General features: G+C 51.1%; 25 protein-coding genes. 16 read left to right on the forward strand and 9 right to left on the reverse strand.

Annotation, left to right across the window (positions count from 1 at the left end):
• Window positions 1-18: 18 nt before the first annotated feature.
• Complete coding sequence (locus tag FTO68_RS04615) at window positions 19-3,057, reverse strand: ATP-dependent helicase (RefSeq protein ID WP_255332207.1); 3,039 nt, start codon at window positions 3,055-3,057, stop codon at window positions 19-21.
• Window positions 3,058-3,342: 285 nt separating this feature from the next.
• On the opposite strand from FTO68_RS04615, the gene FTO68_RS04620 reads away from it, so the two are divergent.
• On the forward strand, window positions 3,343-5,157 hold the full coding sequence (locus FTO68_RS04620) for a dipeptidase (RefSeq protein WP_255332208.1): 1,815 nt from the start codon (window positions 3,343-3,345) through the stop codon (window positions 5,155-5,157).
• Window positions 5,158-5,300: 143 nt separating this feature from the next.
• On the opposite strand, the gene FTO68_RS04625 is transcribed toward FTO68_RS04620, so the two are convergent.
• Complete coding sequence (locus FTO68_RS04625; protein ID WP_255332209.1) at window positions 5,301-6,191, reverse strand: DUF6159 family protein; 891 nt, start codon at window positions 6,189-6,191, stop codon at window positions 5,301-5,303.
• A 594-nt stretch (window positions 6,192-6,785) separates the two neighbouring features.
• Between FTO68_RS04625 and FTO68_RS04630 the strand changes: the two genes are divergently transcribed.
• The 5 genes from FTO68_RS04630 to FTO68_RS04650 all read left to right on the forward strand — a co-directional run bounded on the left by FTO68_RS04630 (window position 6,786) and on the right by FTO68_RS04650 (window position 8,717).
• Window positions 6,786-7,010 (forward strand): hypothetical protein, encoded by a 225-nt coding sequence (locus FTO68_RS04630; RefSeq protein ID WP_255332210.1) that lies wholly within the window; start codon window positions 6,786-6,788, stop codon window positions 7,008-7,010.
• Window positions 7,011-7,021: 11 nt separating this feature from the next.
• Entirely contained in the window at window positions 7,022-7,321 is a 300-nt protein-coding gene (locus FTO68_RS04635; RefSeq protein WP_255332211.1) for a hypothetical protein, read from the forward strand.
• A gap of 94 nt (window positions 7,322-7,415) precedes the next feature.
• The gene (locus FTO68_RS04640; protein WP_255332212.1) at window positions 7,416-7,700 is read left to right on the forward strand and encodes a type II toxin-antitoxin system HicB family antitoxin; all 285 of its coding nucleotides are present in this window, start codon (window positions 7,416-7,418) and stop codon (window positions 7,698-7,700) included.
• Window positions 7,701-7,748: 48 nt separating this feature from the next.
• A complete protein-coding gene (locus tag FTO68_RS04645) occupies window positions 7,749-7,955 on the forward strand; it encodes a hypothetical protein (protein WP_255332213.1) in 207 nt (68 codons plus the stop codon).
• Between the two features lie 549 nt (window positions 7,956-8,504).
• On the forward strand, window positions 8,505-8,717 hold the full coding sequence (locus tag FTO68_RS04650) for a hypothetical protein (RefSeq protein WP_255332214.1): 213 nt from the start codon (window positions 8,505-8,507) through the stop codon (window positions 8,715-8,717).
• A 66-nt stretch (window positions 8,718-8,783) separates the two neighbouring features.
• Here FTO68_RS04650 and FTO68_RS04655 read toward each other — a convergent pair whose 3' ends face one another.
• The 3 genes from FTO68_RS04655 to FTO68_RS04665 form a co-directional block, all read right to left on the reverse strand.
• Window positions 8,784-9,149: a nucleotidyltransferase family protein gene (locus FTO68_RS04655; RefSeq protein ID WP_368659874.1), complete on the reverse strand. Its 366-nt coding sequence runs from the start codon at window positions 9,147-9,149 to the stop codon at window positions 8,784-8,786.
• Window positions 9,146-9,436 carry a nucleotidyltransferase family protein gene (locus FTO68_RS04660; RefSeq protein ID WP_255332215.1) on the reverse strand — a complete coding sequence of 97 codons (291 nt, stop codon included), beginning with the start codon at window positions 9,434-9,436 and terminating at the stop codon, window positions 9,146-9,148. Before FTO68_RS04660 ends, FTO68_RS04655 begins: the two co-directional genes overlap by 4 nt.
• 98 nt (window positions 9,437-9,534) lie before the next feature.
• The gene (locus tag FTO68_RS04665; protein WP_438362297.1) at window positions 9,535-9,657 is read right to left on the reverse strand and encodes an HIT family protein; all 123 of its coding nucleotides are present in this window, start codon (window positions 9,655-9,657) and stop codon (window positions 9,535-9,537) included.
• 135 nt (window positions 9,658-9,792) lie between these two features.
• On the opposite strand from FTO68_RS04665, the gene FTO68_RS04670 reads away from it, so the two are divergent.
• Complete coding sequence (locus FTO68_RS04670) at window positions 9,793-10,020, forward strand: hypothetical protein (RefSeq protein WP_255332216.1); 228 nt, start codon at window positions 9,793-9,795, stop codon at window positions 10,018-10,020.
• Window positions 10,011-10,475, forward strand: a complete 465-nt coding sequence (locus FTO68_RS04675; RefSeq protein ID WP_255332217.1) for a type II toxin-antitoxin system VapC family toxin — start codon at window positions 10,011-10,013, stop codon at window positions 10,473-10,475. The genes FTO68_RS04670 and FTO68_RS04675 overlap by 10 nt, the downstream gene beginning before the upstream one ends.
• Window positions 10,476-10,542: 67 nt before the next feature.
• On the opposite strand, the gene FTO68_RS04680 is transcribed toward FTO68_RS04675, so the two are convergent.
• Window positions 10,543-10,668 carry an HIT family protein gene (locus tag FTO68_RS04680; protein WP_368659876.1) on the reverse strand — a complete coding sequence of 42 codons (126 nt, stop codon included), beginning with the start codon at window positions 10,666-10,668 and terminating at the stop codon, window positions 10,543-10,545.
• 248 nt (window positions 10,669-10,916) lie between these two features.
• Between FTO68_RS04680 and FTO68_RS11945 the strand changes: the two genes are divergently transcribed.
• Both FTO68_RS11945 and FTO68_RS04685 read left to right on the forward strand, forming a co-directional pair.
• A complete protein-coding gene (locus tag FTO68_RS11945) occupies window positions 10,917-11,135 on the forward strand; it encodes a type II toxin-antitoxin system HicA family toxin (RefSeq protein WP_368659875.1) in 219 nt (72 codons plus the stop codon).
• 12 nt (window positions 11,136-11,147) lie between these two features.
• Window positions 11,148-11,375: a type II toxin-antitoxin system HicB family antitoxin gene (locus FTO68_RS04685; protein ID WP_255332218.1), complete on the forward strand. Its 228-nt coding sequence runs from the start codon at window positions 11,148-11,150 to the stop codon at window positions 11,373-11,375.
• Window positions 11,376-11,450: 75 nt separating this feature from the next.
• Here FTO68_RS04685 and FTO68_RS04690 read toward each other — a convergent pair whose 3' ends face one another.
• Window positions 11,451-11,798 (reverse strand): HIT family protein, encoded by a 348-nt coding sequence (locus tag FTO68_RS04690; protein ID WP_255332239.1) that lies wholly within the window; start codon window positions 11,796-11,798, stop codon window positions 11,451-11,453.
• 60 nt (window positions 11,799-11,858) lie between these two features.
• Between FTO68_RS04690 and FTO68_RS04695 the strand changes: the two genes are divergently transcribed.
• Together FTO68_RS04695 and FTO68_RS04700 are read left to right on the forward strand one after the other, a co-directional pair.
• A complete protein-coding gene (locus FTO68_RS04695) occupies window positions 11,859-12,116 on the forward strand; it encodes a UPF0175 family protein (RefSeq protein ID WP_255332219.1) in 258 nt (85 codons plus the stop codon).
• Window positions 12,100-12,606: a PIN domain-containing protein gene (locus FTO68_RS04700; RefSeq protein WP_255332220.1), complete on the forward strand. Its 507-nt coding sequence runs from the start codon at window positions 12,100-12,102 to the stop codon at window positions 12,604-12,606. The genes FTO68_RS04695 and FTO68_RS04700 overlap by 17 nt, the downstream gene beginning before the upstream one ends.
• 120 nt (window positions 12,607-12,726) lie before the next feature.
• Here the strand turns inward: FTO68_RS04700 and FTO68_RS04705 are convergent, their stop codons facing one another.
• Complete coding sequence (locus FTO68_RS04705; RefSeq protein ID WP_255332240.1) at window positions 12,727-13,059, reverse strand: HIT family protein; 333 nt, start codon at window positions 13,057-13,059, stop codon at window positions 12,727-12,729.
• Window positions 13,060-13,214: 155 nt separating this feature from the next.
• Between FTO68_RS04705 and FTO68_RS04710 the strand changes: the two genes are divergently transcribed.
• Window positions 13,215-13,463 carry a DUF433 domain-containing protein gene (locus tag FTO68_RS04710; RefSeq protein WP_255332221.1) on the forward strand — a complete coding sequence of 83 codons (249 nt, stop codon included), beginning with the start codon at window positions 13,215-13,217 and terminating at the stop codon, window positions 13,461-13,463.
• Window positions 13,464-13,504: 41 nt separating this feature from the next.
• A complete protein-coding gene (locus tag FTO68_RS04715; RefSeq protein ID WP_255332222.1) occupies window positions 13,505-13,813 on the forward strand; it encodes a DUF5615 family PIN-like protein in 309 nt (102 codons plus the stop codon).
• Between the two features lie 72 nt (window positions 13,814-13,885).
• Here FTO68_RS04715 and FTO68_RS04720 read toward each other — a convergent pair whose 3' ends face one another.
• The gene (locus tag FTO68_RS04720) at window positions 13,886-14,275 is read right to left on the reverse strand and encodes an HIT family protein (protein ID WP_255332223.1); all 390 of its coding nucleotides are present in this window, start codon (window positions 14,273-14,275) and stop codon (window positions 13,886-13,888) included.
• A 134-nt stretch (window positions 14,276-14,409) separates the two neighbouring features.
• Here FTO68_RS04720 and FTO68_RS04725 point away from each other — a divergent pair, with 134 nt between their 5' ends.
• Together FTO68_RS04725 and FTO68_RS04730 are read left to right on the forward strand one after the other, a co-directional pair.
• On the forward strand, window positions 14,410-15,705 hold the full coding sequence (locus tag FTO68_RS04725) for a metallophosphoesterase family protein (protein WP_255332224.1): 1,296 nt from the start codon (window positions 14,410-14,412) through the stop codon (window positions 15,703-15,705).
• Window positions 15,702-18,839 carry an AAA family ATPase gene (locus FTO68_RS04730; RefSeq protein ID WP_255332225.1) on the forward strand — a complete coding sequence of 1,046 codons (3,138 nt, stop codon included), beginning with the start codon at window positions 15,702-15,704 and terminating at the stop codon, window positions 18,837-18,839. The genes FTO68_RS04725 and FTO68_RS04730 overlap by 4 nt, the downstream gene beginning before the upstream one ends.
• The last annotated feature ends 8 nt before the right edge of the window (window positions 18,840-18,847 follow it).

The following is an 18,847-nucleotide window of genomic DNA, read 5'->3' on the forward strand; positions in this document are numbered from 1 at the left end:
AATAATAAGCCTATCTGGTCACCCTTCGCCCTTCATATCGCAGAGTGCCCCATACGCACACCACTGGCACCGCTGGTAATCCGGTTGGGCCGGGAAGTCGCCTGCCTGGATCAGGTTGAGCATCTCCTCAAGGCTCTCGCTGAATGCCCGGATACTCTCTTCGGTTGGGTGGTAGTCGATGATCCGGTTGTCTGCGAGATAGAAGAGCGAGGCCCGTTTTGGCAGTTCTCCAAAGAGCTCCCTGATCGCCATTGCGTAAATGTTCAGCTGGATGTTCTCGGGAACGCTCTTCTTTGTCATGCCTGAAGGTGACTTCCCGGACTTGAAGTCGATCACCACGTAGCCGCCGTCCGGGGTCTGCTCGATCCGATCGATATAGCCGTGTATCTCTCGTCCGGCGAAGGAGAAGGCAAACCACTTCTCAGGGGCGATGATGGTATTCTTGTTTCTCTTCTGCCATTCCAGATAGGTCATGAGGAGATCCAGGGCTGATGCCTTATTCTGCTCCGCCTGCGTCTTTGACTCGAACTGATCAGGCGTCCAGTGCTTCTCAAGCAGCAATTCTACCTGCTCCTCTGCCGGCTGCTCCGGGTCGAGGTTCTCGATGACGGCATGGATGCCGATCCCTTTTGCAGCTGCCGGTGCCGGGCCGGGAGGCTCTGCAATCTTCAGGATGTGCCTGAACCTGAACTGGAGCGGGCAGTCTTTGTACTGTTGCAGCTTTGAGTACGAGAACGCCATCGTCTCCGGGACCACTGCCTGTTCCGGGGGTCTCCCGATGATCTCGGTGATCGGCATCTCGGTAGAGGCGGCCTGGATGAATGCGTACCGATCAAACTCCTCTCTTCCCTCTTCTGAATAGCTTCGGATCCTCTCGAGCGTCACCAGATCCTGGAGTGCGGTTCCAAGCCGCATCTCAGCAATCGCCCTGATCGCCTGCTCCTGGAGCCGGGTGCGTGCCTCTCCGGCAGGAGTTTCCTCAGGTAAGGGGAGATCGATATTCCGTGCCGGCGGCTCGACCAGCGTGATCAGCGGGTTCTCCCGGAACGAGAGCTCCTCAAGGAAAGGTGAGGGTTTTGTCTCCAGCTTGTTCTTCCCATACCATTTCGCATAGGTAAGGTACAGCCGCTCCTCGGCCCGTGTCATCGCGACAAAGAGGAGCCGCCGTTCCTCCTGGGTGAAGAGCGCTTTCTCGTCCTCGCCTGCCCGGAGCCCTTTGGCGAGATCTGATGGAACCACGAACTGCTTCTCCCGGTAATTTAGGGGGAACTTCCTCTGGGCGAGATCGACGACAAAGACGACCGGGAACTCTTTTCCCTTGCTCTTGTGGATGGTGAGGATCCTGACGGAATCGGCCTCCTCCCGCTCCTCGATCTCTACAGAGAAGTCAGAGAAGTACTGGAGGTACTCAAGGAACCCGCCGATAGTGGCATCACGGGTGATCTGGTCGTACTCCTGTGTGATCTCAAGGAATCTGGCAAGGTACTGCCGGGTCATGGCAGCCTCATCATAGAGGGCGGACCGGTAGAGCCCTGATGCCTGCATCATTACGAAATGGATGAGTGCCGGGAGCGCCTGCCTCTCTTTCTCCTCGATGAAGTGGCTGAGCATCCCGATGATCTCTCTGATCTTTTGGGCATGCTCCGGGACAACGGCTTGTGCATCCAGCATCGTTTCGAATACATGGTCATTGCCGGGATCGGATCTCCCTGCTGCCACGGTATTGATCGCCTGCACAACGGTCTCGGGGATGGAGCAGAGCTTCATGATCCGGTTGAGTGCGATTCCTGCGATCAAGGGGTTGTTGATGATCTGCAGGTATGCGAGCATATCACGGATCACTGGCAGCCGCAGGAAATCGACATCTGCCTGGTAGATGCAGGGAATATTGTGCCGTTTCAGGGCAGCCTGGAACTTTGCCCCATCCTTCCTGCTCCGGCAGAGTATCGCACAATCCCGGTACCTAAGCGGCCGTGCCGGCTCGCCGCCCCGTGGAGGGAGCGGGGTTCCCACGAGCCGCCCGATCTCTGCCGCAACATATTCTGCTTCCCCCTCCTCGTTTCCGCAGGCTGCTGCCACAACCGGCTCTCCTGCCGGCTTCTTTGAGATGAGCTCCTTCTGCTGCCGGTTCGGCGCCCTCTGCATCAGCTGGAAGGCGAGCTGAAGGACTGCCGGAGGGTTTCTGTAGTTCTCGTCAAGCAGAACCTCCGCATGCTCCTTTGCCCACTCCCGGAAGTCCCGGATGTTTGTCAGGTATGCTCCCCTGAACCGGTAGATGGTCTGGTCATCGTCTCCGACGACGCAGAGGTGATCGCCTGCGAGGAGCTTGATGAGCTCGAGCTGGGCGAAGTTCGTATCCTGGAACTCGTCGACGAGGATGTAGGGGAAGCGGTTCTTATACAGGCTCTGGATTCCCGGATTGTTCCGGAGGAGACTCACAGCTCCGAAGATCATGTCATCGAAGTCGATGAGGTGCTCGTCCTGCTTGTACTGCTCATAGGCCCTGTAGACCTTCAGGAGGTCAGTGAGCTTGTTCAGGTAATCCCGCTCCTCGTCTGTCATTTCTGTCTGTTGTTTTCCCTTCAGGTACACATCAAGCATCTCAGGGGTGATCAGCTCGTCCCGGAATGCGCTGATGCCGTCGATGATCGCGGTGATGATGTCTGAAGAGTTGTTTCCGATCCGGATATACTCAAAGCCGAACGTATCGATGTTCCGGAGTCCCCAGACGAGCACATTGGTCCGGCTGATGATCCCGTTTGCAATAGAGATCCCGCTTGTGAGCATATTCTCACGGAGCATCTCAAGGCAGAAGGAGTGGAAGGTGTGGATCCCGATATCCTGGTGCGGCCGCAGCGCCTCGATCCGCTCGCTCATCTCGGCTGCAGCTTTCTCAGAGAAGGTGAGGGCAAGGATATTCTGAGGGGATACTCCCTGGTCAAGCAAATGGAGGATCTTCTCGACGATCACCTTCGTCTTGCCAGACCCGGGGCCGGCAAGCACGAGCTGGAAGCCGCTGCCGGTGACGGCTTTCTCCTGTGAGGGATTGAGGGGCATACTGATTCACTGATTGGTCTCTGGCAGGAAAAAGGTGGCGGGGGAACAGGGGATTCATCAGGGCGGTGGAGAGGTATGGGCAGTCCGGAGAAAAAGATCATCTGTGAATATGAGTCCGAAGAGATTGAGACTGATGGCAGAACCATGCATATCATCTCCCATATGACTGGTTCAACCGGACTGCTCTCTTCTCCGGGTGGCTATTCTATTGGCCATACATGTTCACAGGAAAAACCGATTTGGGTAATTAGAAACTTTTTTAAGCGATTAAGAATACCTCTCCCCATGCAAAATCCATTAAAAAATGTAGATCTCCGACTTTTTTTATCACTTCTTCTTCTCACCGCTCTTGTTATCCCGGCAACTGTTTCGGGATGCACAATCTTTGGAATAACACCCGGAGCATCTGAAGATGGCACAGTGTATCTTGGCCATACGAATGATGGTGTCGGGATGGATTGGAGAAAGAGGGATGACATCTTTGTGACATACATCCCCCCGGCAACGCATCAGCCCGGTGAAAAGCGGCCGGTCTTCTTTGATCCAAACAGCGGATCCGATGCTCCAGGAAGTAAGCAGGGTTCATCATCAAATCATGTTCTTGGTTATATCGATCAGGTTCCCTCGACATATGGCTATTACACCGGGGCGTATGGAATGATTAATGATCAGAACCTGATGAGTGCCGAATGCACAGATTATGCAAAGTACGAACCTCAGGCTGAAGAGAACAGGAGACTCTTCTACTCTTCAGAACTCTCAAATGTTGCTCTTGAGCGATGTACTGGTGCAGAGGAGGCAGTCCTCCTTGTTGGAGATCTGATTGATCGGTATGGATACTATGGCACCGGCGAGACTCTCATCTTTGCAGATGCAGAGGAGATCTGGGTGATCGAGATGTGCGGGAACCCGGACGGCGTTGGAGGACTCTGGGTTGCGCAGAAAGTAAAGGATGGAGAGATCTTTGTTGCTGCAAATACATTCAGGATCCGTGATGTCTCTCCCGGGATGCCTGACATGCACTACTCGGATAACCTCTTCTCTGTTGCAGAGCGTGCAGGCTGGTGGTCGCCATCAGATGGTCCGCTTGACTGGCTTGAAACGGTCAGTTATGGCGAATACTCGCATCCCTACTACTCACTGATGCGGGTCTGGAGGATCCAGGACACCCTCGCTCCGTCCCTCAAACTCAGCCCGTTTGTTGAGGATACCTATACGAGGGAGTATCCGTTTTCAATTGCTCCTGATGAAAAGGTGAATTTCAGTACCACTCTGAACCTGTTCCGGGATCATTACGAGGGAACAGAATTTGACAGGACTGCGGGACTGGCGGCAGGGCCGTTTGGAAATCCATACCGTGTGCTTGGGCCTGAAGATGCCCATACGAACTTCCAGAATGAAACCATGCTTGAAGTTCGTGCGGGAGCCTATCCACGGGCAATCTCTGAGATCTTCTGTAGTTACAGTTATATCACGATGATCCGTCCGGATCTCCCCGAAGAGGTTGCCGGTGTGCTCTGGTTTGGTCCGGCAGTGCCCTATGAGACGGTGTATACGCCAATCTATGCACGATCTGAACACCTCTCTTCCTCGTATACAAGCGGCAGCCGTCTTGTATATAATCCGGATACCGCATACTGGACATTCTGTCTCCTGACGAACTGGGCGGGGCTTGCGTATAATATGATGATTGTGGATATCCAGGAAGAACAACAGAGTCTTGAGGCTGAATCATTACGGCTCCTGATGCAGACTGATCAGCAGGCAGTTGATCGTCTTACTGCCGGTGATACTGCCGGTGCAACGGCTGTCATGACCAACTTCACGGTTGAGCGGGGAGATCTCATCATCAAGAGCTGGAAGAGCCTGACTGCAACAATGATCGTGAAATATTCAAATGGCCTGTTGACAGATCCAGAGACCGAAGCGGTGGAAGAGCCCGGGTACCCGGACTGGTGGTACAATGATACCGGATATCAGTACGGACCAAGAATCTACCAGTATAAAGAGCTCATGGATACTCCGGATCTCACCTATGCCGGCACGCGGGTTATTGTCTCAAAGGAGATGCCTTTTGATGGAATTTTAAAGTTGTTGTGAGAGCCGCCTGTATCATCATGGTTCCTGATGTGGTAGCCACACCGGACCCCCCCTCTCTTTTTAATCCTGAAGCTTTCTCTTCACGTTCCCAACTTCTTCACAGCCTCTTTTCGGATAATAAAAAAAATGATTTTTTTGGGATGTCAGATATTTCCGCCGGTGAATGTACCTGTAGTGCTGCCTTTCTTCTCAACAAAGGCGTCTTCGATGAGATCCCTGTCAACAAGCGGTGAGATCTCGCCGGTCTTTGCATAATGATACAGAAGAGCAACGAGGATACCCTGAAGTGCGGATATGAGAATGACAGAGATTGCAAAGATGATGATAGTCAGTATAAGCATGCCTCCGAATACCTCAAAGGGGAGGAAGATAGCCGATAAGAAGGTGCCGGCCATAAGCAGAAATGCCGGGATCATAACAACCACGAATGAAAAACCGGCAATGACCGTCTCGCCCCATGTCTGCTTAAACAGGCCCCAGGATTCCTTTATAGACGCAACTGCACCACAATCTTCATATAATATAACCGGAATTACAAAGAAGGTGACAAGATCCCAGGCAGCAGCGGCAATTCCGACCACAATTTCGGTGAGCATTCTGCCAAGAGGGTTGTCTGATTCACGCAGAAGGCTTAAAATAAGGCCGACTGTTGCCGCAATAAATGCCCAGGTAAATAGTGAAGCGATTTTTGGCATTGCTGCACTGATCCCGTCTTTGAATGCGGGATCATTGCCTTTTATCACTTCTGTTGCATTATACACAATTCCGGCTTTGAAGAATGACGATACAAATGCCGTAACTAAAAATATAGCAAAGAGCAACAGAATCCAGAGTGCATATCCGGTTACTCCCATCTTATCAGGGTCAATTCCGGTTATACTGAATATAAACAGGGCAGGAATGAATAACAGGCCGAGAATGAGCAGAATTATAATTCCTGAGATGATCGGATAGAATACAAGACTCTTCTCCCTTGAGAGAATGGCAAATGTCTGTTTAAACAGATGCCATCCCCGTGCAATTCTTTGAAACATATTTTCCTGTTTGCTTTTGGGATATAAATTAAATCTGGAAGAATAGCTGATTCACCTGGAAGAACTTCGAATAACCTCCCCCCATCGAAAGAACTCTATAGTGCGGGATCGGTCAATAATCAATGAGCACGTTCTTTAATTTCGTAATTAAGGATGAATATCGCGGCATTGCTCAATACGGAAACAATCCTGGTGCCTTGCCCTCCTAGATCGACTGGGAGCGGTTTCGTCCTCTTTTCTCTGATCTGTATACAAACACTGAAGGAAATGGCGGCCTGCTCAGCTTCGGTTGCCTCGAAGAACGAGGCCATGTTTTTTTCGGGATGCTGGATGAGTGGGTAAAGCCCTGTGAGGGGAATCCCTTCGGCCCGTTTGAGAAGATCAGGAAGACTGCATATCCCAAAAGAACCCGTTATGGGAAAAAAACTTTCAGAATTTCAGAATAACCTGCTGGTGTGTTGTACATGCTCTCCCGGTGGTGAAGATACCATCGCGACCGTTATGACAGCATTCTTATAATCTGCGGTTGACCTGGTTCATAGAGTCCATATGTATCATATGTATCATATGGTGCATATATCAAAAGTGATTGACATGGTTAGCCAGAGTACCTATAAGCGGATCCCTGTCTCCCCATCTACCTGGGAGAAGCTCTCGCTCATCAAGAAGCCGGGTGAAACATTCGACCATCTCATCTCAGATCTGGTTGCAGAACGGGAGAAACGGGATATTATCAGGCATGCCTTGCATGTCAGTGAGGAAGGAGAGTACCTCTCTCTGGAAGAAGCCCGGGAAGCCTGGGGTCTGAATGAGGATTGAATGAGGATCGAATGAGGATTGAAATCGAAAGGGCTGCCTGTGAGTTTGTTCTCGGGCTTCCTCTTAAAAGCAGGCGTGTCATCCTCCGCCATCTTCGCACACTTGAAGCTCTGGATACTCTCACTGGTGCCTCCGGCATTGAGCGGCTGGGTGGTGATAGAGATGTTGACGTACGTGGTGACATATATAGAATGCATGTCAGCCGCACCTACACTCTCATCTTTCGCATCTGCCCGGTTCAGAGCCGCATCCGGGTGGTTGAGATTCTCCCTATAGATCTCGCACATAAACGGTATTTCCGGTATAGGTGAGTGTGTACAAGCGTGAAGAGTTCGATCTGGAGGATATCAATTATTATGTCAATTGGGGGATGACAGATCCATGAATCGTTCTATGAACCATGCCATGAACAGTGACATGAACAGTGCCATGATCAACGATTATATAGCACAAGCCCTGTCACATGCTCGATATGAAGTAATCGAGGATGAGGAGCCGTATTACGGGGAGGTTCCGGGACTGGCAGGGGTGTACGCAACCGGCAGGAGCCTTGAAGAGTGCCGGGAAAACCTGAAGAATGTTATTGAGGGATGGATACTGGCCAGAAGAGAGCACAATCTGGATGTTCCATCCATCTGCCCTGCTACTGACGGGAATGGTTTGCATGGTGGAGGGGTGGATCAAAAATAAATGAGCGAAAACAGCAAAATATGCTCATATGGATCATAGGGATGTCAGATGAAGAAAACAATCAGTGAGATCCGGAAAGAGGGAATTTGCGCACTGAGAAAAGCTCTTGGACCCGTTGATATGGCTCGCTTTATTCAGAGCTATGAGTCTGGAAGTGGGGATTATACAAAAGAGCGGTATGAGTGGCCTCATGACGATACTGAAGCTTTGAATCAACGATTGCTTGAGAGAGAGAACCAGAGGAAGAAGGTCTAATCCTTAAGACGCTGTTTTACTTGAGATTTCAGGATTTTTCGAAAGATGCCCATGGTGGCACGTGGAGATTCGCTTGTCTCTCTTGTCTCAACTCGAACCGTAACTCAGGCCGCAACTAGGGCTGCAACCAGGGCCGTGATTCTTTACTTGTACGGTTACTTGTACGGTTACTTGTTCGGTTGGATATTCAATACTCTTCAATTGACTCCCCTTTTAGCGTATACCCTGTCCTTAACAGGCTAAGATAGAATGGGGTGTCTGTCTCCCTGAGGTCTGATAATCGGTTGGATGTCAGGATGAGGATATGGGTCAAAACTCCTACTTCCTCAGAGATTGACCTCTCCATCCTTGACGCCATCATCTCGAGATCGGCAAATACTCCTCTCCGAGCACAAGAAGATAGAGATCACGATTGTATTCGCTCTTCGAAAAAAATGTTTCCACTTTAGAAACTGATTGTTTCCGCTCCGGGAACAATCGCCTCCCATTGGGATGGAGAGATGATACTTTCTTCATGATGGAATACACAATCTACATCTGTTGAAGGCAATGCACACTGAAAAGGAAATCATATTCATTGCCTGGGAATCCCCGGAGGGAGGGTATGAGGCTCATTCACCTGGCCACTCTATCTATACCCAGGCTGATAATTTCGAAGAATTGAAGGCAATGGTTCATGATGCCGTCTGCTGCCATTTTGAGGAAGATGAACGGCCCCGCATTATCAGGCTCCATCAGGTTCTTCCTCCAGGGGATGAATGACTGAAATATCGAATATGGATGGCGACATATGTCAGCTGCATCAGAGATCTCCTCTTTCTCCTCTCTTTAATCTCCCTCTCCAGACCAGATAACCTCCTTTTCAACAGTACGGCGAAGATATTTGCTTAATCCCTGATCGGTGACAAGGTCCACATTGCGGCCAAGGAGATCTTCAAGATAATAGACTAACTCCATGAAGTTACGAAAGGTTGCTTCTCCAGGTGCAAACTCAACCAGCAGATCGATATCACTGTCCGGGCGATCGTCTCCCCGAATCACTGAGCCAAAGCATCCGATTCTGGCAACACTAAAACGCTTCTTAAGATGGGGAAGAACTGCTTCAAGCTGACGGATAATGGGATCGTTCTTTTGCCGGTTTCCCAGCATCTCCCTGTCCGCTTCCATTGACATTATACCCGGATCATCGTTCATAACGGAACCGCTTCCTGAAGAATCCGATCACGGACAGCCCAGTGGAGTCCCTTCTCGCTCAGGACATCTACTTTTCGTCCAAGGAGGTCTTCAAGATCATGGATGAGGGCAATATGATCAAGGAGGCTTGTTCCTGGTTCAAAATCGACGAGGATATCAAGATCACTTTCCGGGGTCTCTTCTCCCCGGATTACCGAGCTGAAGAGCCGGATATTCACCGCTCCACGTGCTGCTGCCAGTCGCTGGATCGCCTCCTTCTGCCTTACTACCTCGTCATAAAGGCTCATTGTATCGACTTGATCCTGATATTGTCGGGCGGAATGATAATCTCTATTGTCATGAAATCATGAGAGTTTCAATCTGAACCTCCCTCTCTCCTCTCCCCTCAATACCCCCTCTTCCCCGGGATCACCCCTCTCACCCCGCCCTTCGGATCATCCATATCCCCTACATACCTCGGAATAACATGCAGATGCAGGTGCATAACGCTCTGCCCGGCCGTCGACAGGCATCGCTTGCGATGGAGAGAGGGGGTGGATTACATTTCGATGTACCAGGTGGATCAAAATTACAGGAGCGAAAGCAATAGCAGGGAGGTATCTTATAATATGTAAAGAGAGATATTCACAACGGGGATGTGCTCATGATACAGGCCATACGAAAACAGGTGAAAATCCAATCTGATGGACTCATTCAGATTTATGTTCCTGAATTTAAACCCGGAACTATAGCCGAAGTGATAGTGCTTGAGCCATCAGAAAAGAAAAAGAAACGATCACTCACAAGCATTATTGGTAAAGGACAAGGGTGTTTTGGAAGTGCAGAGGAGGTTGACGCCTTTATAAGAAAAGAGCGTGAATCATGGGAATAATCGATGAGATTGAAGGAGATCTGATATATCTCGATACCAACATCGTTATTTATGCACTTGAAGGATATCCAGAGTATGTTTCTTTGCTAACTGATCTCTTCTCTGCCATTGATGAGGGAGATCTCACAGCAGCAACCAGTGAACTAACACTCGCAGAAGCTCTCATCAAACCTATGATGGACGGAAATTCATCACTTGAAAAACTCTATCTGGAGACACTATCACCTTCATCTACACTTTCTATCATCCCTATTGATCGTTCTATACTTATTGAGGCAGCAAGGCTCCGTTCCAGAATAGAGACCCTACATCTTCCTGATGCCATACACCTAGCAACAGCCAGAATACATCAATGCAATTCATTTCTCACAAATGATAGAAGATTACGAAATTTGCCGGATGTAAATGTCGTTCTTCTCTCAGAATCTGTTTCTGGTCATGGTATGAATCAGTGAACATTATCAAATGACTATGGATGTCGAATTCAACCGCATCTCCCTCCCTTCCTCTCTCCCCTTTTCTTTAATACCCCCTCTTTCCCAGGATCACCCCTCTCACCCCGCCCTTCGGCTCCTCCATATCCCCAACATACCTCGGAATAACATGCAGATGCAGGTGCATCACGCTCTGCCCGGCCGCCGCCCCGATGTTCACCCCGATATTGTAGCCGTCGGGGGCATAGTGCTCACCGGCTAGAGATCATACCGGGCGAAAGGTGAGATGAGTTCGCGAGGAGGAGGTTGGTCAGGGGTGATCAAAAACGAATGAGCCTTTCTTTATATGCTCTGGTCAAAAAGGAATGAGCGTATGTACCGGAGGTTAATCCATATCGTACCCTGGGTAGAAAGGATACATAATTTTATCTTTATCGGGTAGATTAATAGAATAGGATTAATGTGGGTGACTTACGAGGAATTCATGGATCTGATGCAATACAGGCGTTTATACGAGCAGGAGGTGTGATGCGGCAGGGTAGAGGTGATCATGTCAACATCAAAATGCCAAATGGTCAGTTAATAACCATCTCATGGTCAAAAGAGATCAAGATCGGGCTGTTGAAAGCATCTTTAAGAAAAGCAGGCCTCACAGAAGAAGAGTTTAAGGAATTATTATAATGGGTGTTTACAATGGAGTTTACCGTTATTATTCACAGCGCTGAGGAGGGGGGATTCTGGGTAGAAGTCCCAACGCTACCTGGGTGCTTCTCACAGGGGGAAACGTTTGAAGAGGCAATGGAGAATATTCGTGAAGCAATCGAACTACATCTTGAGGGATTACGAGAGGATGGATCTGATCTTCCTGGTGAGAATGATCTGATCATCAGTAGAGTCCGTATCGGTGAGGTTACTGGGTAATAAAAGGAATGTCTTTATCGCTTGTAAATAACGACAAATGTCAGCATTTTCTTTCATCCCTCCTCTCCTCTCCTCTCAATACCCCCTCTTCTCCGGAATAACCCCCCGGACCCCGCCCTTCGGATCATCCATATCCCCGGCGTACCGCGGAATAACATGCAGGTGCAGGTGCATGACGCTCTGCCCGGCCGCCGCCCCGATGTTCACGCCGATATTGTAGCCGTCGGGGGCATACCGCTCATCAAGCAGCCGACGGGCATCGTGGACGAGAGACAGAAGGGCGGCCTGCTCAGCTTCGGTTGCCTCGAAGAACGAGGCCACGTGCCGGAAGGGGATTGCGAGCTGGTGGCCGGGGCTGACCGGATAGAGGTCATACCGGGCGTAGGCGAGATCCCTTAATGTATTGTATCCATTTACTTGCAGAACGTGGGATCAGTTAGTATTATACGGTTTCTATCCAATTCTTATCAACGAGTAAGAGGTATGTCCGATATAACGATCACTATCCCACAGGAGATTGTATCTGCACTTCGCCTTCCCCCAGATAGCGTAGAGTCTGCCCTCCATCAGGAACTTGCTATTGCTCTCTATATGAGAGGTGTGCTCTCTTCAGGAAAGGCTGCCGCACTTGCCGGTCTGAAGCGCTGGCAATGGGAGGAGCTTCTCGGAGTACGGAAGGTTCCGCGTCATTATACGGACGAAGATCTCCAGATGGATATCGCCTATGGTTCGAGCGATTAGTAATTCATCACCTCTTATCCATCTTTCATTGATTGGGCGGATAGATCTTCTTCGAAGGTTTTCTTCAGTTATTATTCCTCCTGCCGTCTGGCATGAGGTTGTAGAAGATGGAGATGATCGACCGGGTGTTGCAGAAATCCTCCTCTTGCGTAAAGAGGGTTGTTTATCGGTGATTCAACCTAAAAATACAGATCTTCTCCATCTTCTTGAGAATGATCTTCATCGAGGTGAAGCGGAAAGCATCGTTTTGGCCCTAGAAATTGAGCATGATATACTTCTTCTTGACGAGAGTGAAGCACGACGTATAGCAGGATCATATAATCTGAACGTCACTGGAGTGATTGGATTGTTGCTACGGGCAAAAAGAGATGGTCATATCTCCTCACTAGAAGATGAGATGGCTCGGTTAAGGAATGAGGGTCACTTTTGGATTCGAGAAAGTCTCTACAATTATGTGATAGAATCTGAGAAGAAGATGGATGATGATTAATAATTAAATATACTATAAACGCATTCCAACCGTCGAAATCCTTCAAACCTCCTTGAATCCACTGTCTTCATAGGGTTTATGAAGGATTTTTCCGACCCTCAAAAAGTGATCCACTTTTCTCTAATACCCCCTCTTCCCCGGAATAACCCCCCGGACCCCGCCCTTCGGATCATCCATATCCCCAACATACCTCGGAATCACATGCAGATGGAGGTGCATCACGCTCTGCCCGGCCGCCGCCCCGATGTTCACGCCGATATTGTAGCCGTCGGGGGCATACCGCTCGTCGAGCAGCCGACGGGCATCATGCACGAGAGACAGAAGGGCGGCCTGCTCAGCTTCGGTTGCCTCAAAGAACGAGGCCACGTGCCGGAAGGGGATTGCGAGCAGGTGGCCGGGGCTCACCGGATAGAGGTCATAGCGGGCGTAGGCGAGATCGTTTGCGAGGACGATGACGGAGGGGCCGGGGGTGTGTGGGCATGTTTACACCATTGGCATGTATTTTGATCCCATCATTGGAACAGAGACATAACCCAATTGAAAAAGGGTAGACTGAGAGATTCCGGGAAGCAAAATACATATACTCTCGCTAACACCTATGATATACTATGGAAAAGGATTCAAGGATCATCCTTGATGCTTCAGTTCTTGCAGGCAAACCAATTATTCGGGGGACACGGATCTCGGTGGATCTGGTTCTTGACCTTCTTGCTTCGGGGTGGGATGACTCTCAAATAGTAGAAGAATATCCTGGATTATCTCGTGAAGATGTCCTTGCATGCATCAGATATGCACAGGAAATCGTCCGCTCAGAACGGGTTTACTGCACAGATCCCAGAGGAAAGATCACTGGATGAAAATTCTGGCCGATGAAAATGTACCCTTTTCGGTCATAAGAATGATCGAGCAAAGAGGGTATGATATCCGATGGATACGTAAGGATGCGCCAGGTGTCTCTGACATTGAGGTTATGCAGCTTGCATATCGGGATAACCGTGTCATTCTAACATTTGATCACGATTTTGGAGAACTTGCAGTTAAGGATACGGCTTATCCTTCGGTTGGAATTATTTTGTTACGCCTTCACCAGATGACACCAGGTGATATGGCAGAGTATATCACGAATATCATCTGCTCACGTGATGACTGGGAAGGTTATTTTTCTGTTCTGGAATATGACAGGATCAGGATGAGAAGTCTCCATTAATATGGTTACACAATAGCAATAGTCGGATATCAGAGGGATTTTTAGCCCAACAAAACCTGTTATATTTTCCTCTCAGTACCCCCTCTTCCCCGGAATAACCCCCCGTACCCCGCCCTTCGGCTCCTCCATATCCCCCTGATACCGGGGGATCACATGCAGATGGAGATGCATCACGCTCTGCCCGGCCGCCGCCCCGACATTCACCCCGATATTGTAGCCGTCGGGGGCATAGAGCTCGTCGAGCAGCCGACGGGCATCATGGACGAGGGAGAGGAGGGCGGCCTGCTCATCCTCGGTTGCCTCGAAGAATGAGGCCACGTGCCGGAAGGGGATGAGGAGGAGATGGCCGGGGCTGACCGGGTAGAGGTCGCATCGGGCGTAGGCGAGATCGTTTGCGAGGAGGATGGAGGAGGGGCCGGGGGTGCAGAAGGGGCAGGTCATCGTACTGATCTGATCGCTCATGGAATAAACACCTTTACCGGGAGTGTCATGTAACACTATGTTACATTACCGCCCATCCTGTCACCTGCCACACCGACATACTCTTTCACAATAAAACCACAAATCTTATCGCCATTCCCTCCTGAATGGATAGTATGCCCCCATCACCCGAAGGAACACCTCGCCCGCTCCGTTTTATCCATACCGCCGATCTCCACCTTGGAAGCAGGGTAATGGGTGTCACAGGGATGAATGACGATACCCGACGCGATCTGGCTCTTGCAACCTACCAGTCCTGGAAAAAAATCGTTGACCTCTGTATTCAGGAGAAGGTAGATTTCCTCCTCATCGCTGGCGATACCTATGACAGCACAGACAATAATATCCGGGCACAGCTTCAGTTCAGGGAGGGACTTGTCAGGCTTGGACAGAATGGCATCCCCGCATATATTGTCCACGGGAACCATGATCCCTACAATTCCTGGTCACGATCCATTGCCCTGCCTGAGAACGCAGTTGTCTTTTCACATACAGCACCAGAACACGTGATCCACCGGGATGGATCGGGAGTGCCGCTTGCCGCCATTGTCGGAATGAGTTTTCCAACCGCCCATGTGAAAGAGAACCTCGCCCGGAAGTTCCCCGATCGTGAGGCTGACTGGCCATACACAATCGGCCTTCTCCATTGCAGTGTCGGCAGCAGCATGGGCCATGAACCCTATGCCCCCTGTGCAGCAGAGGACTTAACCCGCTGCGGCTATGATTACTGGGCACTTGGCCATATCCATAAACCAACAGAGATCTCCTCATCAGACTGCCCGTTCATCTATCCCGGCAATCCCCAGGGGCGTGATAGTAGTGAGACCGGTGAGCGGGGTTGCCTGCTGGTGACTGTGGCAGCAGATGGTGAAACGGCCATGCAATTCCTTCCAACAGCCCAGTTCCAATGGAAAGAGATGGCCGTTGACATCTCCGGTACAGATGATATCGGGATGCTTGAAGAGCAGATCCGGGGTGAACTTCTCTCGGCTGTTGGGGAAACGGGCACCCCGGTCATTAGCCGGATAGTACTGACCGGTGCAACCACTCTCCATAGTGCCCTTGCGGCGGGGGACGGGGTTACTGCCATCATGGAACAGCTGAATGATGATCCACCCTCAGGCAGGCATCCGGCTTTTGCAGAGAGGATCATCTGTCAGACACTCCCCCGGATCGATCGGGGGGAGGTACAATCCCGTGAGGATATCCTCGGTGAGATCTGCCGGATCGGTGATAGGGCCAGAACAGAAGGGCAGATGCGGGAGGTCCTAAACGATATAATCAGCCCTCTCTATCTCCGTTCCGAGGCCAAATCCCATCTCAATCTTCCTGAAGAGGATGAGATCAAGGCGATCATGTCCGAAGCTGAATCTCTCCTCTTATCAAAGCTTATGGAAGGAGGGAGTGCATGAAGATCTCGTCGCTCTTCATTGATGGATTTGGGGTCTTCAACAAGTGGAAACCTCCGGAGGAGTTTGGGGATGGGCTGACCGCAGTCATCGGAGAGAATGAAGCAGGCAAGACCACGCTCCTCTCATTCATACGCCGGATGCTATATGGGTTTCCGGGAGGAAAGAAGCAGAAGATCAACCATTACCAACCCGTCAATGGCGGGACAATCGGCGGAAGACTGGAGATCCTTAGTGATGATGGCAGAGCATATCATCTCTCCCGTTCCGGAGTCCGGGGTGAGCCATCTGTTACGCTGGCAGATGGCACTGCCCTCTCAGGATCAACCCTTCCTTCCCTGCTTGGACCGGGGAACCAGGTCTTCTATGAGAATGTCTGTGCAATCGGGCTCGATGAGCTCCAGCAGTTCTCGACGCTTGACCAGGATGAGATACGCGACCGGCTGGCAGCTGCCGGTGCAGGAAACCTGCCGATGAGAAAGGTCGCATCGTTCCTGGATGAATCGGCTGATAAAATCTATGCTGTCAAGGGGAGAACAAAGCGGCTCAATGAGCTCATGTCCGGGATCAAAAAGCTCGATCAGGATATACGGGTTGCAAAAAAACAACAATCTGATTACGATCGGATCGCCGATGAGCTGGCACGGTTAACGGGGGTTTGTCTGGAGGAACAGGAGAGGAAGCAGGGTTTTTCAGGAGAGATCGAGTATTATAAGGCTCTTTCACAAGGGTGGGAGCCTTTCAGCGAGAGGAAGGATGCTCTTGACCAGATTCGTGACATACCGGAGACCGGGTCGTTTCCAGGCGATGCCCTCTCCCAGCTCAGCCGGATGCAGGAGGAGATTTCAAGGCTCGCTGAAGTGTGCCGGGATCTTCGGGAGTCGATTGGGACGACTGATCAGCAGTACAGGAGTTGCGAGGTCAGGGATGAGATCCTCGCTGAGAAGGATGCGATCCACGAGATAGAGCGGAATATCGAATGGTATCGCTCACAGGTCGCAGCCAGTGGAGACATTGCCAATAAAAGAACGCAGGAAGAGCAGAGGCTCAATGAAAAGCTCAGGTACCTTGGAGAAGGATGGGATGAAGAACGGATCTCCCTGTTTGATACATCTGTTCCTGTCCGGGATGAAGCAGACACGATCAGGGAGCGGCTGAGATCATCTGAACGTGCATCTGATAAGGCACAGTCAGAGGTTTCCGTTGCAGAACAGGCAGTAACAGAGAAGGAAGGGTCGGTTCGTTCCCTGCAGAAACGCCGTACAGAGATCGGTGATGTACCGGACATGGATACGGCAGGAAGACGGCTTTCCAATGCTCGTGAACTCAATAGAAGTATTCAGGAGCTCTTTGGTCATGAACAAAGAATCCAGGCAATCCAGCAGGAGGAGGCACGAAGAGACGAGATTCTTAGCGCGTTTTCACGGCCTGAGGAGCCCGGAACTCCCTCCTGGCCGGGTATACTGGTGCTGCTTGCAGCAGTGCTCTCCATTGCAGGCGGGGTGCTCATGGATGCACTTCTCCTCGGAGGTATCATCGGGCTGATCCTGATCATTGCAGCTGCTGGTCTCCTCCTCTCGATGCGGAAGGGGGATGAGGAGAAGAATACCTTTACAGAGGCTGGATCCTACCGGGCAGAGATCAAAAGACTGGCTGAGCAGCGGCAGGATGCCGAAGCGGAACGGGATCAGATCCGGCAGAAGGTGCAGCAGCTGGTAGATGCACTCGGTTTGAAAGGAACGATCACCCGGACAGCTGCTGAGGAATGTCTACATGCTTCAGAAGATCTCCTCAGAAAGGCAGAGAAGGCAGCGGCGATTGATCTCGATATTGAGGAGGCCATTTCCCATCTGCAAGCTGCTGATGACGTACTGAAGAAGGCTCAGAAGCAGCTCGCATATGCACATAAGGAGCGATCAGCAGCCCTGAAAATATGGCAGGCATGGTGCATTGCACGCGATCTCTCCCCTGATATGAACCCTGACCGGATGCCGGATCTCTTCAATGAAATTGAGGCCGCAGCCCATGCATATGCTCGAATAAGGGGGTATATCGCTGAAGAAGAGGGAGTTGCCGCAAATATCGAACGGTTCCAGGAGAAGGTTTCTGCGGTCGTTGCTGCCTGCGGGGAGGAGATGAACGGACCTCATGATTTCGTTGCCGAGGACCTGGCCCGGATGCTTGATGAGGAGGAGGCGCTGGACCGCACCCGTGCATCCCTGAAAGCGACGCTTGAGATGCAGAGAACCAAGCTGGAGAAGGAGACGGGGCGGCTTGCGGAGGCAGACGAGAAGCTGAATACATTCCTCAGCGAAGGTGGTGCAGAGACCGCAGACGAATACCGCACCCATGTGGCACAATCAGTTGAGAGGGAGAGGCTCCTTGAGATTATTCAGAATGCAGAGTCGACGATACGCCGGATCAGCGGTGATGAGCGGTATGACGGGTTTATGATCGCTCTGGAGAAGTACGATCCCCTCTCAATGGAGGTGCAGCGTGAAGAGAAGCAGGAGATAGTGAAGCATATTGAGGAGAGTATTGGTTCGATCAACCAGGAGATTGGCCAGCTGAATGCAGCGAAGAAACAGATCGAAGAAGATCATAACCTCCCCCTCCTCCTCTCACAGCAGGCGGCACTTGTCGAGGAACTGCAATCTGTATCCCGGCAATGGGCGGTCTACACGGTAGCATCCCATCTCCTCAACCAGGCCGTCTCCACCTTCGAGCGGGAACGCCAGCCGCAGATCGTCCGGGAAGCACAATCCTTCTTCTCGCGGTTCACCGGCGGCCGCTACACCCGTATCATCACGCCGCTTGACGGCGGCGAGATCTATGTCGAGGAGGCAAACGGCACCCGCAAGACGCTCCCGCAACTCTCCCGGGGCACCGCCGAACAGCTCTATCTTGCCCTCCGGTTCGGCTATATCCGCGATTATGCCACCTCCTCGGTGCCGGTCCCGATCATCTTCGATGACATCCTGGTGAACTTCGACCCCGCCCGGAGGAAGAATGCCTGTGATGCGATTGCAGACCTCGCTGAAACCTGCCAGGTGCTCTACTTCACCTGCCACCCGGAGACGGTGCGGGATCTGACGGAAGCGGTGCCGGGGGCGGTGGTGATGGGGTTGGGGAGGTGAACGATCAG

This window comes from Methanocalculus taiwanensis, from assembly GCF_024372745.1.
GTDB classification, from domain to species: domain Archaea; phylum Halobacteriota; class Methanomicrobia; order Methanomicrobiales; family Methanocorpusculaceae; genus Methanocalculus; species Methanocalculus taiwanensis.

Bases quoted from the DNA above. Each gene is read 5' to 3' on its own strand.
- FTO68_RS04655 (WP_368659874.1), bottom strand. From the start codon at position 9,149: ATGAACGATGATCCGGGTATAATGTCAATGGAAGCGGACAGGGAGATG.
- FTO68_RS04725 (WP_255332224.1), top strand. From the start codon at position 14,410: ATGCCCCCATCACCCGAAGGAACACCTCGCCCGCTCCGTTTTATCCAT.
- FTO68_RS04670 (WP_255332216.1), top strand. From the start codon at position 9,793: ATGATACAGGCCATACGAAAACAGGTGAAAATCCAATCTGATGGACTC.
- FTO68_RS04675 (WP_255332217.1), top strand. From the start codon at position 10,011: ATGGGAATAATCGATGAGATTGAAGGAGATCTGATATATCTCGATACC.
- FTO68_RS04650 (WP_255332214.1), top strand. From the start codon at position 8,505: ATGCACACTGAAAAGGAAATCATATTCATTGCCTGGGAATCCCCGGAG.
- FTO68_RS04715 (WP_255332222.1), top strand. From the start codon at position 13,505: ATGATCGAGCAAAGAGGGTATGATATCCGATGGATACGTAAGGATGCG.
- FTO68_RS04695 (WP_255332219.1), top strand. From the start codon at position 11,859: ATGTCCGATATAACGATCACTATCCCACAGGAGATTGTATCTGCACTT.
- FTO68_RS04730 (WP_255332225.1), top strand. From the start codon at position 15,702: ATGAAGATCTCGTCGCTCTTCATTGATGGATTTGGGGTCTTCAACAAG.
- FTO68_RS04625 (WP_255332209.1), bottom strand. From the start codon at position 6,191: ATGTTTCAAAGAATTGCACGGGGATGGCATCTGTTTAAACAGACATTT.
- FTO68_RS04640 (WP_255332212.1), top strand. From the start codon at position 7,416: ATGAACAGTGACATGAACAGTGCCATGATCAACGATTATATAGCACAA.
- FTO68_RS04635 (WP_255332211.1), top strand. From the start codon at position 7,022: ATGAGGATTGAAATCGAAAGGGCTGCCTGTGAGTTTGTTCTCGGGCTT.
- FTO68_RS04720 (WP_255332223.1), bottom strand. From the start codon at position 14,275: ATGAGCGATCAGATCAGTACGATGACCTGCCCCTTCTGCACCCCCGGC.
- FTO68_RS04645 (WP_255332213.1), top strand. From the start codon at position 7,749: ATGAAGAAAACAATCAGTGAGATCCGGAAAGAGGGAATTTGCGCACTG.
- FTO68_RS04660 (WP_255332215.1), bottom strand. From the start codon at position 9,436: ATGAGCCTTTATGACGAGGTAGTAAGGCAGAAGGAGGCGATCCAGCGA.
- FTO68_RS04685 (WP_255332218.1), top strand. From the start codon at position 11,148: ATGGAGTTTACCGTTATTATTCACAGCGCTGAGGAGGGGGGATTCTGG.
- FTO68_RS04630 (WP_255332210.1), top strand. From the start codon at position 6,786: ATGGTTAGCCAGAGTACCTATAAGCGGATCCCTGTCTCCCCATCTACC.
- FTO68_RS04620 (WP_255332208.1), top strand. From the start codon at position 3,343: ATGCAAAATCCATTAAAAAATGTAGATCTCCGACTTTTTTTATCACTT.
- FTO68_RS04700 (WP_255332220.1), top strand. From the start codon at position 12,100: ATGGTTCGAGCGATTAGTAATTCATCACCTCTTATCCATCTTTCATTG.
- FTO68_RS04615 (WP_255332207.1), bottom strand. From the start codon at position 3,057: ATGCCCCTCAATCCCTCACAGGAGAAAGCCGTCACCGGCAGCGGCTTC.
- FTO68_RS04710 (WP_255332221.1), top strand. From the start codon at position 13,215: ATGGAAAAGGATTCAAGGATCATCCTTGATGCTTCAGTTCTTGCAGGC.